17 protein-coding genes are annotated in these 12,981 nt (G+C 66.2%); 3 read left to right on the top strand and 14 right to left on the bottom strand.

The window, feature by feature from the left end:
- Positions 1 to 361 (top strand): cold-shock protein (locus Q0U08_RS11475; protein WP_298091556.1); only part of this gene is annotated, 361 nt, incomplete at its 5' end.
- Between the two features lie 152 nt (positions 362 to 513).
- On the opposite strand, the gene Q0U08_RS11470 is transcribed toward Q0U08_RS11475, so the two are convergent.
- Positions 514 to 684 (bottom strand): hypothetical protein, encoded by a 171-nt coding sequence (locus Q0U08_RS11470; protein WP_298091555.1) that lies wholly within the window; start codon positions 682 to 684, stop codon positions 514 to 516.
- A 138-nt stretch (positions 685 to 822) separates the two neighbouring features.
- Between Q0U08_RS11470 and Q0U08_RS11465 the strand changes: the two genes are divergently transcribed.
- Entirely contained in the window at positions 823 to 1,176 is a 354-nt protein-coding gene (locus Q0U08_RS11465; protein ID WP_298091554.1) for a hypothetical protein, read from the top strand.
- 331 nt (positions 1,177 to 1,507) lie between these two features.
- Positions 1,508 to 1,990 carry a MucR family transcriptional regulator gene (locus Q0U08_RS11460; RefSeq protein ID WP_298091553.1) on the top strand — a complete coding sequence of 161 codons (483 nt, stop codon included), beginning with the start codon at positions 1,508 to 1,510 and terminating at the stop codon, positions 1,988 to 1,990.
- A gap of 100 nt (positions 1,991 to 2,090) precedes the next feature.
- Here the strand turns inward: Q0U08_RS11460 and Q0U08_RS11455 are convergent, their stop codons facing one another.
- The 13 genes from Q0U08_RS11455 to flgB all read right to left on the bottom strand — a co-directional run bounded on the left by Q0U08_RS11455 (position 2,091) and on the right by flgB (position 12,748).
- Positions 2,091 to 2,990, bottom strand: coding sequence for a flagellar motor protein MotB (locus Q0U08_RS11455; RefSeq protein WP_298091552.1), 900 nt, complete (start codon positions 2,988 to 2,990; stop codon positions 2,091 to 2,093).
- Between the two features lie 4 nt (positions 2,991 to 2,994).
- Positions 2,995 to 3,858 carry a flagellar motor stator protein MotA gene (gene motA / locus Q0U08_RS11450; RefSeq protein ID WP_112381648.1) on the bottom strand — a complete coding sequence of 288 codons (864 nt, stop codon included), beginning with the start codon at positions 3,856 to 3,858 and terminating at the stop codon, positions 2,995 to 2,997.
- A 99-nt stretch (positions 3,859 to 3,957) separates the two neighbouring features.
- Positions 3,958 to 4,860 (bottom strand): flagellin, encoded by a 903-nt coding sequence (locus Q0U08_RS11445; protein WP_298091551.1) that lies wholly within the window; start codon positions 4,858 to 4,860, stop codon positions 3,958 to 3,960.
- Positions 4,861 to 4,871: 11 nt separating this feature from the next.
- Entirely contained in the window at positions 4,872 to 6,215 is a 1,344-nt protein-coding gene (gene flgK, locus Q0U08_RS11440; protein ID WP_298091550.1) for a flagellar hook-associated protein FlgK, read from the bottom strand.
- Positions 6,212 to 6,535 (bottom strand): rod-binding protein, encoded by a 324-nt coding sequence (locus tag Q0U08_RS11435; RefSeq protein ID WP_298091557.1) that lies wholly within the window; start codon positions 6,533 to 6,535, stop codon positions 6,212 to 6,214. Before Q0U08_RS11435 ends, flgK begins: the two co-directional genes overlap by 4 nt.
- Positions 6,536 to 6,540: 5 nt before the next feature.
- Positions 6,541 to 7,635: a flagellar basal body P-ring protein FlgI gene (locus Q0U08_RS11430; RefSeq protein ID WP_298091549.1), complete on the bottom strand. Its 1,095-nt coding sequence runs from the start codon at positions 7,633 to 7,635 to the stop codon at positions 6,541 to 6,543.
- 14 nt (positions 7,636 to 7,649) lie between these two features.
- Positions 7,650 to 8,381, bottom strand: a complete 732-nt coding sequence (locus Q0U08_RS11425; protein WP_298091548.1) for a flagellar basal body L-ring protein FlgH — start codon at positions 8,379 to 8,381, stop codon at positions 7,650 to 7,652.
- A gap of 2 nt (positions 8,382 to 8,383) precedes the next feature.
- Positions 8,384 to 9,172, bottom strand: a complete 789-nt coding sequence (gene flgG / locus Q0U08_RS11420) for a flagellar basal-body rod protein FlgG (protein WP_298091547.1) — start codon at positions 9,170 to 9,172, stop codon at positions 8,384 to 8,386.
- Positions 9,173 to 9,185: 13 nt separating this feature from the next.
- Positions 9,186 to 9,938: a flagellar basal body rod protein FlgF gene (locus Q0U08_RS11415; RefSeq protein WP_112381654.1), complete on the bottom strand. Its 753-nt coding sequence runs from the start codon at positions 9,936 to 9,938 to the stop codon at positions 9,186 to 9,188.
- Positions 9,939 to 9,961: 23 nt separating this feature from the next.
- A complete protein-coding gene (locus Q0U08_RS11410) occupies positions 9,962 to 11,212 on the bottom strand; it encodes a flagellar hook protein FlgE (protein WP_298091546.1) in 1,251 nt (416 codons plus the stop codon).
- Positions 11,213 to 11,246: 34 nt separating this feature from the next.
- Complete coding sequence (locus tag Q0U08_RS11405) at positions 11,247 to 11,945, bottom strand: flagellar hook assembly protein FlgD (RefSeq protein WP_298091545.1); 699 nt, start codon at positions 11,943 to 11,945, stop codon at positions 11,247 to 11,249.
- Between the two features lie 2 nt (positions 11,946 to 11,947).
- On the bottom strand, positions 11,948 to 12,358 hold the full coding sequence (gene flgC, locus Q0U08_RS11400) for a flagellar basal body rod protein FlgC (protein ID WP_298091544.1): 411 nt from the start codon (positions 12,356 to 12,358) through the stop codon (positions 11,948 to 11,950).
- 3 nt (positions 12,359 to 12,361) lie between these two features.
- Complete coding sequence (flgB, locus tag Q0U08_RS11395) at positions 12,362 to 12,748, bottom strand: flagellar basal body rod protein FlgB (protein ID WP_112381658.1); 387 nt, start codon at positions 12,746 to 12,748, stop codon at positions 12,362 to 12,364.
- Between the last annotated feature and the right edge of the window lie 233 nt (positions 12,749 to 12,981).

The following is a 12,981-nucleotide window of genomic DNA, read 5'->3' as shown; positions in this document are numbered from 1 at the left end:
TGCGGCCACCGAGCTGAAGATCGAAGGCGAACCGATGCCGGTGCAGGATCGTGCGCCGCGTGAACCCCGCGAGCCGCGCGAAGGTGGCTTCGGTGCTCCGCGTGGTGGCGCCGGTGGTCCGGGTGGCGCGCAGCGTCAGCTGACCGGTGAGAAGGCGACGGGCACCGTCAAGTTCTTCAACGCGATGAAGGGCTTCGGCTTCATTCAGCGCGACGACGGCCAGCCCGATGCGTTTGTTCACATTTCGGCTGTCGAGCGTGCCGGCATGAGCTCGCTCAACGAAGGCGATCGCCTGTCGTTCGAGATCGAGGTCGATCGCCGTGGCAAGTATGCAGCGGTGAACCTGCAGCAGTCTTCGTAAGCTCGAAACTCTAACGATCAGGCCCGGCTCCGTCATTGGCGGGGCCGGGCTTTTTCGTTCCCGGTCCATGATGGGCGGCGGGGGCGTACGAAGCTGCGCATGCCGCCACCCAGCCCTGCGTCACGCCGCCTGGGTCGGTGTCCGCCCATGCATCAGCCCGTGCCGCGAGTCTGCGAGGGCGGCGCGCGTTGCTCGCCTGCCGGTTCCGCAACGCGGACGCTGAATACCGCAACCAGTATCAGTGCCAGGATGGCGCCGATCGCAAGGCCGATCGCCAATCTGCGACTCGCCCGGTTGCCCGTCTTGCTGCCTTTTTCCGCCATCCTCATCCTCGCTTTCGACAGGGAACGCGAAAACAACGCGCTGCCTGGCGTATCGGTGCCCGGCCGCGTGTCCGCCTGTCCGCTTGCACATCATCGGTGGTGTCTTACATTATCGACACACCAGGAGGAGCATCGCCCATGGGCAAGAAGAAGAACAGGAAGCGCAGGGCGGCCGAGGCGGCACGGCGTCGTGAGGAACGCGTCAGTTCGCCCCTCACCGTGCTGCAAGGTATCGGTGACGCGGTACTGGATCAGCTTCGCAGCCCCGCCGGCCGCCAGGTGATCGCCGCCGCCCTGATCGCCGCCGCGGGCGCAATCAGTCGTGGCGGAGTGGCCACGTCGCCGACCGCCAAACCCCGGCCGGAGAATCAGGACGAACGTGATATGTCCACAGCGCCGGCATCGCCCTCCATTCCTGCCGACATGTCGAAGATCGCAGGGGTCGCCCTCAACGCATTTGACAACTGGCTGGCACACAGGACGCGCAACTGAGCATATGTTACGTAAAGACCCGATCATGGACCGGCAGGATGCGGATCAGCGCCGGTCCGGATGATCATCGCAAAGGCCAGGACCGACGACGCGTGCGGCAATACTAATGCGGATCAGCTTTCGCTGACCCGGTGCAGATGATCCTCAGCAATTGATCCTCCTGACTGTCCGATGATCGCGCCTGCGTTACCATGGTCGGGGCAATTTCATGGTCCACTCAGCTACCTATTTTTGAGCAAATGGGCAGTTTTCGAGTCGATCCCCTATTTGCCCGGTTGACGCCATCCGGCGTCGCGCTACGTCACGGCCAGATCAATCCAAGGAGCGTGTCATGGCCGACGACTCAATCGACGTTAATGCTGTTGAGCTTGCAACCGAACTGACCATCGCTTGGCTCGGCAATCCCAATACTCGCACGTCGGCCGAGGAAGTACCCTCGTTTCTTGGCAAGATGCACGAGACGGTGCAGTCGCTGCTCGGCGGTACTGCCGAGCCGCAGGCGGAGGAAGCGCCCAGCGATCACACCCCCGCCGTTTCCGTACGCAAGTCCCTGGCGTCCAAGGATCACATCATTTCGATGATCGACGGCAAGCCCTATAAGACCTTGCGCCGTCACCTCGCCACCCACGGCCTGACGCCGGCCGAGTATCGTGACCGCTACGGTCTGAAGCCGGACTATCCGATGGTCGCCGAGAATTACTCAGAATCGCGCCGCGCCATGGCCAAGAAGATCGGTCTGGGCCGCAAGCCCGGCGCCAAGGCCGATGCGCCCGCGCGCAAGCGCAAGGGCGCCGAGGCCGACGCCGAGGCCTGATCGCCCCGCGATCGACCTTCCGCAGTAAAAAGCCCGTCCGGTCTCCCACCGGGCGGGCTTTTTCATGTCTGCCGTTCACCCTGGCGGGCATCCGGTGCCGTCAGCGGCCAAAACTCCCCTTGCGATACAGCAGGGTGATCGCGACACGACGATTGCGCGGATCCCCGGGATTGGCGGCGATGATCGGCTCGCGATCCGCCACGCCCTCGATCCGCTCGAACCGCGCCTCGGGGATACCGCCCGCGAACAACCGTCGCCGCGTCGCCTCGGCGCGCCCTGACGACAGCATCCAGTTGTTCATCGCGCGCGGGTCGCCATAGGGCAGGCTGTCGGTATGCCCGCGGATCATGATCGTGTTGGGTACGCCCTTGGTCGCATCGGCGATCGCGCCGATCAGCGCCGACGCCTCGGGCTGCAGGGTCGTGGTGCCCAGCGCGAACATCGAATAATCGGCATTGTCGACCAGATCGATGCGCAGGCCCTGCTGCGTCGGCACGAACCGGATCTGCTTTGCCAGCTTCTCCAGTGCCTTGCTGCGCTCCATGGTCTGGGCAACCTGGAAGCGGACGCGTTTGAACGCCTTGCGATCCTCCTGCGCCACCGCTTCGGGGTTGCGCAGCGATCCCTTCTCGCCGGTGCCGTAGAGCGGCCCGCCATTATTGGCCTCGCCCGGCATGATGACCTGCTGGATCTGGGTGATCGACGGCAGCGAGCGAGCCGATCCCGCCCCCGCACCGCCGTTCATCACCCCGCCGCCGACACCCAGCGACTTGGTGTCGAGCAGGGTCGGCGCGAAATAATCGGCAATGCCCTTGCGCTGCTTCTCGGTGGTCGCGCCGAGCAGCCAGAGCAGCAGGAAGAACGCCATCATCGCGGTCACGAAATCGGCATAGGCGACCTTCCATGCGCCGCCATGATGGCCGCCATGGCCGTCGGCGATGATCTTCTTGACGATGATGATCTTGGGCGGCTCGTTCTTGCCGTGGGGCGCGCGTGCCATGCGATCAGCGTCCGCGCAGGCCGTCGAAGACTTCGGCGAAGCCCGGCTGGTTCTTGTGCGCGATGCCGGAGCGGGCCGCCTCGATCACCAGGGGCTGCGGATGGCCGTGCAGTGATGCGATGATGATCTGCTTGACCACGTGGTAGATGGCGGCATCCGCATCGATGATCTGCTTCAGCCGCCCGGCCAGCGGATTGACGATGCCATAGGCCAGCAGCACGCCCATGAACGTGCCGACCAGCGCCGACCCGATCATCGCGCCCAGCACCGAGGGCGGCTTGTCGATCGAACCCATCGTCTTCACGATGCCCAGCACCGCCGCGACGATGCCGAGCGCCGGCAGCGCATCCGCCAGGCTCTGCAGGGTGGTGTGCGGCCCTTCCACCTCGTGATGATGGGTCTTGATCGAATTATCCATCACCTCTTCCACCGCATGCACGTCCAGCGTGCCCGAGGAGACGACGACCAGGCGCAGCGTATCGGCGATCAGGTTCGTCAGCGTATGGTCGGACAGCAGCCGCGGATATTCGGCAAAGACGGAGGAGGACTTGGGATCCTCGACATGCGGCTCCAGCGCGATCGGCCCTTCGGTACGCAGCATCTTCATCAGCTTCGAGACGAGAAAGATGACGTCCAGATAGTCCTGCTTCTTGTACTTCGGACCCTTGAACACCTTGCCCAGCCCACCGCCGACCGCCTTCAGCTCCTTGCCGGAATTGCCGATGACGAGCGCGCCGACCGCAGCGCCACCGATGATCAGCATCTCGTGCGGAATCGCGTGAAAAACGGGGCCGAGCGAGCCACCGGTGATGGCGAAGCCGCCGAACACCATGGCGAACAGAATGACGAGGCCGATTGCCGGAAACATGGTGGCGGTTTTCCCCAGAGTCGGCCGCAGCGGCCGTTCACCCTGACGGTTAACCGGATTTGGTAGCGATCCGGTTACCAAGCCCCGCCGGGGCCGGCATCACTTCAGATAATCGAACAAGGACAAGCCCGAAAGCTTGGTGAAGCTGGCCTGAGTTGCCTGCAGCACGGTCATGATCTGCTGCATTTCGGTGATCGCGCTGGTGATATCGACATCCTCGATGTCGGAGCGCAGCGCGGCACGGTCGTTGGCCGCGGTCGTCTGCAACGCCTGCTGCATCTCGATCCGCGCGCCGCGCACGCCAAGCGAGGCCTGCACGGTCGCGATCTGCTCGTTGCCGGTCTTCAGCTTGTCCAGCGCTTCTCCCGTCGCGGCCGTCACGTCGCCGCCCGCCTTGAGGGCGGCGGTCAGCTTGGCCAGCACGTCCAGCGTGTTGGTGCCGGTGACCGGATCGCCGATCTGGAACACGCGCTTGGCGCTCTCGGTCGCCTGGATCGTCTGGCCATCGGCGATCGGGATTTCCGATACGACGGTCGGCGGAAAAACATAGCCCGTCGCCCCCTGCTGCACCGCCGCCGTTCCCGCCGCCGTGCCGAACAGCGGCTGGCCGCGCGCGTCGTTCGCATTGGCGAGCGTCACCAGCGTGTTCAGCACCGAGTCGAGCTCTTCGGCGATCGTCTTGCGGTTGGCGTCGTTCAGCGTGCCGTTACCCGCCTTGGTGGCCAGCTCGATCGCACGCTGCACCTGCGTCGACATCGACGACAGCGCACTGTCCGCCTGACCGATCAGCGATCCGGCCAGCGACAGGTTCGTCTTGTACACACCGTCCGCGGCATCCTGCCGGTCGAACTGCGCGATCTTCTGCGTGGCGACGGCATCGTCGGTCGGGCTGAGCACACGCTTGCCGGTCGCGATCTGCGTCTGCAGCGTCGTCGCGCGGTCCGACAGCGCGTTCATCCGCGACGACGCCTGGCTGTAGAAGAGGTTCGAGGAGATCTGCATCGCGCGCCCGATCAGTTGATGGCCAGGATGGACTGGAAGGTGTCGCGCGCGGCCTGGATCACGCGGCTGGATGCGGAATAGGCCTGCTGGAACCGCATCAGCTCCACTGCCTCATTGTCCAGGCTGACGCCCGTCGCGGTGGACAAGGCGGTATTGGCCCCGCCCAGGATCGCGGTCTGCGCATCGGCGATCGTCGCCTTCTGCCGCGCCACGGTCGCATTGTTGGTGATCAGCCCGGTGACCTGCGATTCCCAGCCCTTGCCGACCCGGAGATTCTGTAATGCGGTCAGGTTCGATGCGTCGCGCGCGCCGCCTGTGCCCCGCGATGCCGCGATCAGATCGCCGTCGTCGGTGGTCAGGCTGATCTCGGTCGGCTTGGCGCCCACGGTGAACAGGGCACGGCCGGGGTTGCCCTTGGCATCGACGCCTCCGGCCTGATTGTCGTTCACGCCCTTGACGAAATCGGTGACGATCGCGGCGAAATCGGCCTCGGCGGTCGCCACGCGCGTCGCGCTGTCCAATATGCCCGCGGTCTTGCCGCCGGTCGGCGTGATATTGCCGACCTGCCCGTTGATCGCCAGCGCAAAGGTCGCGCCGTTCTTCTCGTTGGGATTGTAGCTGACCGACCCGACCTGATCGAGCGTGACGAACGCTGTGCCCGGCGCATTGCCCAGCGTCACCGTGGCGCGCCCCATCTGGTCGACCTTGACGCCGATATCGGCCAGCTCGCTCATCTGCGACAATATGGTGTCACGCTGATCGGCCAGTTGCGCGGCAGCGGCAGTGCCCGTGGCCGTGCGCTGCAACCCGTCATTCACCCGCGCCAGCGACTGGGCGAGCGAGGTCAGGTCGCGCGCCGCGCTGTGCCCGCTATCGTCCAGGTCGGCACGCGCCTGGGCAAAGGCCTGTCCCGTGGCGGTGATCGCGGCCGCGGCGGTGCCGGCGGTCTCCAGCATCGTCGCGCGCAAGGCGTTCGATGCCGGCTCTGCCGACAGGCTCCGGGCCGATTCGAAGAAGGCGGTGATCCGCGCGCTTACCTCGGACCCGGTCATCGTGGATTCGATGCGGTCCAGCCAGGTGCCGGTGGTCTTGGTCGCGGCCAGCTCGGTGGTCGCCCCGCGCACTGCGGCGCTGGCATAGACATCGGTGGCGCGCACGATGCCCGACACCACCACGCCGCCGCCTGCGCTCGTCTTGGACGCGGTCACGCCGGTGGCGATGCCGACTTCCCTCAGCCCCACCGTGCGGCGCGCATAACCCGACGTTCCCGCATTGGCGATGTTCTCGCCGACTGCGGTAAGCGCGGTCTGATACGCGCGGACGCCGGTTGCGCCGATGGAGAGCAGGTCGCTCATAGACTCGGGTTAGGCGAACTCTGGTTAAGATCCGGTTGCGACCGCGCCAGGAAGGCAGTGACCGCCTTGCCGATGCCAATCGGCGCCGCCGTCGCCATGGTCTGGGAAACCTGCGTGTCCTGCATATCGCGGAAGGTATCCAGCGCCTTCGATTCGAACAGCGTGTCGCCCAGCTTGGTCTGGCGCATCGCCTTCAGCATCATGCCGGTGAACACCGCCTCGAACTGCGCGCCGGCCTTGTCCAGATTGGTCTTGGACGCCAGACGACTCGTGTCGGTGGAGATGCCGCCCGTGGCAGACGCGGCAGCGGGGGGAAGCATCACGCTCACAGGACGATCAGCTCCGCCTTCAGGCTGCCCGCTTCCTTCAGCGCCTCCAGGATCGCGACCAGATCGGCCGGGCTGGCGCCGATCGCGTTCACCGCCTTCACCACATCGGCCAGCTTGGGGCCGGGGTTGATCAGGAACATCGGCTTCTTCTCCTCATCGATCGCCACGCCCGAGCGCTGCTCGACCGCGGTCTGGCCCTGGCTGAACGGCGCCGGCTGGCTGATCCGCTGGTTCTCGTCGATCCGCACGGTCAGCTTGCCATGCGTCACCGCCGCCGGCCCGACCCGGACCGCGCTATTGATAACGACCGTTCCGGTACGAGCATTAACAATAACTTTTGCGGACGGTTCGGCAGAGCTGACATCGAGGTTCTCGATCTCGCTCATCAGCGCGGTACGCACCTGCGCACCGGCGGGCGCCCGCACCGCCACCGACACCGCGTCGATCGCCTGTGCGACGCCGCCGCCCAGCCGCTGGTTGATCGCCGAGGCGACGTTCTGCGCGGTGGTGAAATCGGCGCGTGCCAGATTGAAGGTCAGCGTCGGCGCGGTGTCGAACCCCGTCGCCACGGCACGCTCGACGGTCGCCCCTTCCGGGATACGGCCGGTAGAGGGCACGTTGACGACGATCTTCGACCCATCCGCGCCCTCGGCACCCAGCCCGCCGACCGCCAGATTCCCTTGAGCCATCGCATAGATCTGCCCGTCCGCACCCAGCAGCGGCGTCAGGATCAGGCTGCCGCCGCGCAGCGACTTCGCCTTGCCCATCGAGGCGACGGTGATGTCCAGCCGCTGCCCCGGCTTGGCGAAGGGCGGCAGCTCGGCCGTGACCATCACCACCGCGGCGTTCTTCATCCCCGGATTCATGTTGGGCGGCAGTTGCAGGCCGAAGCGCGACGCGACGGCCTTCAGGCTCTGCACCGTATATTCCAGATTGTCGTCGCCCGTGCCCGGCAGGCCGACGACGACGCCGTAGCCGGTCAACTGGTTGGAACGGATGCCCTGGAACCCGCCCAGATCCTTCACGCGGTCCGCATGGGCGGGCGCGGCGACCAGAAGCGCGGCAAGACAGGCGAGCAGCATGCGGATCATGGAATCGATGGTCCTCAGAACGGGCTGATGGTCTGGAAGAAGCGGCTCAGCCAGCCCTGGCGGCTGGCGCGGGCGACATCGCCCTTGCCGGTATAGGCGATCTGCGCATCGGCGACGCGGGTGGAGGGGACGCGGTTGTCCAGCCCGACATCGGCGGTCCGCACGATTCCCTTGATCTGGATGAACTCGTCACCGCGGTTCAGCGTGACGCGCTTCTGGCCCTGTACCAGCATCGTGCCGTTGGCGAACACCTGCGCCACGGTCACGCTGATCTCGCCCGACAGCGAGTTGGACTGACCCGTCGCGCCTGCGCCGTCGAAATTGCGCCGGCCGCTGGTGCCGATATCGGTCGGGTTGAACAGCGACAGCGGACCCGTGGCCGGCGGCGTGATCCCGAATCCGCCCGTCGAATCCAGCTTGGAGCTCGCCGACTTGGACGCCGCGGTCCGCTCGACCAGCACGATGGTCAGCGGATCGCCGACGCGCCGTGCGCGCCAGCCCTCGTGCAGCGCGCCGTAACCATCGGCGACCTGGAAGATCGAACCCGTCGGCTGCGCGGGCGGCAGCGGCTGCACCGCGACCGGCGGATGCGCCGCGGAGAAATCTTCCTTGGGCGCCTTCTTGCCGAAGATGCCGGCATCGGCGGGCACGGGCGCGAAAGCGGCGATGACCATCGCGCCGGCGGCGGCGGCCAGCGCGCATTCGATCCAGTAGCCGAAGCGGGGGGTGGGGATACGCGATGCCATGATCAAAGATTCTGGTTCGCGTATTTCAGCATCTCGTCGGTTGCCGAGATCATCTTGGAATTCACCTCATAGGCGCGCTGCGTCTCGATCATGTCGACCAGTTCCTCGACGACGTTGACGTTGCTGCCCTCCAGCATGCCCTGGCGGATATTGCCGCGACCGTCCTGGCCGGCGACGCCCAGATTGGCCGCGCCGCTGGCCGCGGTCTCCAGCATGTAATTGTCGCCCTTGGACTGAAGCCCGGCCGAATTGGGGAAGCCCGCCACCTGGATCTGGCCCAGTTCGGTCGGCTGCGTCTGGCCTGCGACGCTGGCGGAGACGGTGCCGTCGGTGCCGATCGTGATGTTGGTCGCGCCCTCGGGCACGGTGATGCCCGGCATCACCTGATAGCCCTCCGCCGTCACCAGCAGCCCCTCGGCCGAGCGCGAGAAGTTGCCCGCGCGGGTATAGCCGAGCTGTCCGCCCGGCAACTGCACCTGGAAATATCCGTCGCCGTCCAGCGCCAGGTCGAGCGAATTGCCCGTGGTGTTCATCGAACCCTGGTTCTCGATCCGCGCCGTGCCCTGGATGCGCACGCCGGTGCCCAGATTCAGGCCGGTGGCATAGCGGCTCTCGGTGGAGCTGGCAGCACCCGGTGCGGTGACCACCTGATAGGCCAGCGTCTCGAACGCCGCCCGGTCCTTCTTGAACCCGGTGGTGTTCACGTTGGCGAGATTGTTGGAGATGACGCGCATGCGCATGTCCTGGGCGTCCAGCCCGGTGCGCGCGATATGCATGGCGGCGGAAGACATCGGTCCCTAATCCTCAGCTTGGCATGCGCAGGAGCTGCGCGCTGCTTTCGTCCATCGACTTGGCCTCTTTCATCAGGTTGGCCTGCACCTCGTAGCTGCGCTGGTTCTCGATCATGTCGACCAGCGCCTGGGTCAGATTGACGTTGGAGCCTTCCAGCGCGCCTGCCTGGACGGTCGCGTCCATGTCCGCGGGCAGTGCGCCCCCGCCTTTTACCCGCAGAAGGTTATCGAGTCCCTTCACCGTGTTCGATCCGGTGGTGGACGCCAGCTTCAGCCGGTCGATGATCTGCGGCTGGCCGGTTGCATCGCCCTGCGCGACGATCGAGATCGAACCGTCGGGCGCGATGGTCAGCGAATCGTAGGGCGGCAGCGTGATCGGCCCGCTCTGACCCATCACCGGAAAGCCGTCGCCGGTCTGCAGCACGCCGGTCGGCGCGACCGTCAGGTCGCCGCGCCGCGTATAGGCCTCGGACCCGTCCGCCGCCTGCACGGCCAGCCACGCCGCCGTGCCGTTCACCGCCACGTCCAGCGCACGCCCCGTCGACTGCACCGCCCCTGCGGCGCGATCGGCATCCGTCACTTCCTCCGACGCGGGCATCCGCGCCTCGAACTGCGTGCCGTCGCCCTTCAGCTCGATCCGGTCGAACACCACCCGATCCGCCCGGAACCCCGTCGTGGAGGCGTTCGCCATGTTGTTGGCGATCGCCGCCTGCGCCGACATGTGCGCGCGCAGGCCCGTCGCCGCGGTATAGACCAGCTTGTCCACCGGGGGCTCCCCTCAGTCGCCGATTATGCGCGGATGTTGAAGATGGTCTGCGAGATCTGGCTCGCGGTATCCAGCGCCTTGGCGTTCGCCTGGAAATTGCGCTGCGCCGCGATCAGGCCGACCAGTTCCTCGGTGATGTCGACGTTGGAGCCTTCCAGCGTGCTCGACATGACTGCGCCGTTGCTCGACGTGTTGGCCTCGCCCAGCTTCACCTGCCCCGACTGGCCGGTCGCCGACCAGTAGCTGTTGCCGTCCTGGCGCAGCCCTTCGGGATTGTTGAAGTTGGCCACCGCCACCTTGCCCAGCGCCTGCGTGTCGCCGTTCGAGAAGCTGGCGGTGATCAGGCCGTACTTGTCCACCGACACGCCCGACAGCGTACCCGGCGCCACGCCGTCCTGGCTGCGCCCGTCGACCGAGAAGACCGACGAGATTTCCGTCGATCCGGCATAGTCCAGCGTGAATTCCTGCTGCGTCGCCTGTCCCTTGGGCAGGAACGGGTCGAACTTCACCGCCGCGGTCGGCGACGTCATCGTGCCCGACGCATCGAAGGTCATCGTCTGAGGGCTGGTCCCGCCCGCGCGCAGCGGCTGCTCGCCGACGAAGCTGTACACCGACCAGCTCGTCGTGGTCGAACCTTCCGGCATCTCGTTGCGGACGTAATAGTTCACCACCGACTGCGCATTGCCCGCCGCGTCGAAGATCGTGGTGGTGGTCGAATTGTTGTACGTCGTCGCGTTGGTGCGGTTGAACGGCCCCTTGGGCACCGTCGCGGACGAGGACAGGTTGACGTCCAGCGTCACCTTGCCCGTCGCCACCGGCGCGCCGCTCGTCTCGGGCAGCTTCAGGCCGATCAGGCCATCGGCGCCGGTCGCGGTGACGTTGCCGTTCTGGTCGACCGGATAGACCTGCAGGTTGCTGCCTTGCGCGTCGGTCACCATGCCGCTCGTGTCCACCTGGAACGCGCCGTTGCGGGTGTAGGACAGGTTGCCGCCATTGTTGACCGCAAAGAAGCCGTCGCCCGAGATCGCCAGGTCCAGCGCGGAGGCGGTGCTGTTGTAATTGCCTTCCTTGAAGTTCTGGCGGTTCTGCTGGACGACGGTGCCCGATCCGACCTGCTTGGTGGGGTCGGTCGACAGGCTGGACGCCATCACGTCCGAAAAGGTCGCCTTGCTCTTCTTGAAGCCGTTGGTCGCCGAGTTGGCGATGTTGTGCGAGATGACCGACATGTCGGTCTGCGAAGCCTTGAGGCCGCTGAGCGAAGTGTAGAAGGACATGGACGGGTTCCTGTTCTGGAAAGATGTAAGGGGATCAGCCGACCGAACGGACGGCGCTGAGTGCGACCTGGCCCAGCCCGGTCACCGACAAGACGGGGGTGCCGCCGGTGGGCAGCGACACGGATTCGACCGGCGCCCAGACCAGCGGCTTGGCGGCGACCGCGACACCGTTGTTCAGCGCCGACAGGGTTACTTTGTACGGCCCGGCGCCGGCCGTCTGGCCGTCATCGGTCTTGCCGTCCCAGTCGAAGGTGGCGGTGCCGGCCGGCTTGTTGCCCATGGTCAGCGTCTTCAGCACCGCGCCATTCTGGTCGGCGATCGTCACCGTCACGTCGCTGGCGGCCGCGCCCAGCTCCACCGCGCCGGCAATGCCGCCGCTGGTGCGTGGGAAAGCGGTGCCGCCCTCGGTCAGCACGGTCTTGCCGACATAACTCAGCGCGTCGCTGGTGGTCGTGCCGTTCAGCTTCGTCATGATCGACGACAGCGTCTTGTTCATCTCCGAAATGCCGGCGACGCTGGAGAACTGCGCCATCTGCGCGACCATCTGGGTGTTGTCGACCGGGCTGAACGGATCCTGGTTCTTCAACTGCGTGGTCATCAGCTTCAGGAAGTCGGACTGGTCCATCGTCGACTTGTTCTTGGTCGCGGTCGCAGCCGCGGTGCCGGTGGCGCCGCCTGTCCGCGCGATGCCCAGTTGCGACAGCGTGGAGTCGAAGGTGGTGGATGCGGCCATGATCAGCGTCCCAGCTTGAGGGTATCGACGATCAGCGACTTGGCGGTCTGCATCACCTCGACATTGTTCTGGTAGGTGCGCGCGGTCTCCATCATGTCGACCAGCTCGCGCGTCTCGTCGACCGCGGCCTCGAAGATGTTGCCGTCCTTGTCCGCCAGCGGATTGTCCGGGTCGTAGCGCTTGGTCGGCGCTTCGCCCGCGGTGACGACCTTTTCGACATCCACCGTCGACATGCCGCTGGCCGCGTCGAAGCTGGTGCGGAACACCGGCTTCATCGTCTTGTAGGCGGCGGCCTCCGACCCGGCGACGCCGCCGGCATTGGCTAGGTTCGACGCGGTGGTGTTCATCCGCACCAGTTGCGCGGACATCGCACGGCCCGCGACCTGGAAGATGGAGAGCGGCTGGCCCGACATGGCTTATTCCCCCTTCAGCGCGCGGGTGATGGTGGAGATGCGGCCGTTCAGGAACGACAGCGTGGACTGATACTGCACCGCGTTCTCGGCGAAGGCGGTCTGCTCCTCGTTCAGCTCCACCGTATTGCCGTCGAGCGAGGTCTGGGTCGGCACCCGGTATCCGATCGCCCCCGAAAGGTCGGCGCCGGTGTTCCCCGCCTCAACCGCCTTCAGCGCGGCGCCGAAATCCAGGTCGCGCGCCTTGAAGCCGGGCGTGGAGGCATTGGCGATGTTGGATGCCAGCAGGCCCATGCGCTGCGAACGGACCTCCAGCGCGGCCCCATGCACCCCGAATAGCGATTCACTGGCCACCGGCCGGTTTCTCCTGGCGCCCCATTGCGCACGCGCCATCCCAAGCAATGCCCGTGCCAATTGCCCGTTTCGGCCGGATTCGCTTCGCCGACCCCATATTGGCGGCAAAACCGGCAACAGCTTGCCGCCACCCGGCAAACGAATTGCCGCCTCTACGCCCTCTCCCCCACGGGGAGAGGGAAGGGGCCCGCTGCCGTCAGGCAGTGGGAAGGGTGAGGGGTTGCCACACGGTGTTGCGCTGCTTGGCGGCCCCCCCCCCCCCCCCCCCCCCC

It is taken from the genome of uncultured Sphingomonas sp. (assembly GCF_946477935.1).
GTDB lineage: Bacteria > Pseudomonadota > Alphaproteobacteria > Sphingomonadales > Sphingomonadaceae > Sphingomonas.
Note: the sequence above shows the minus strand (reverse complement) of the source record. Positions and strands in the feature narration are given on the sequence as shown.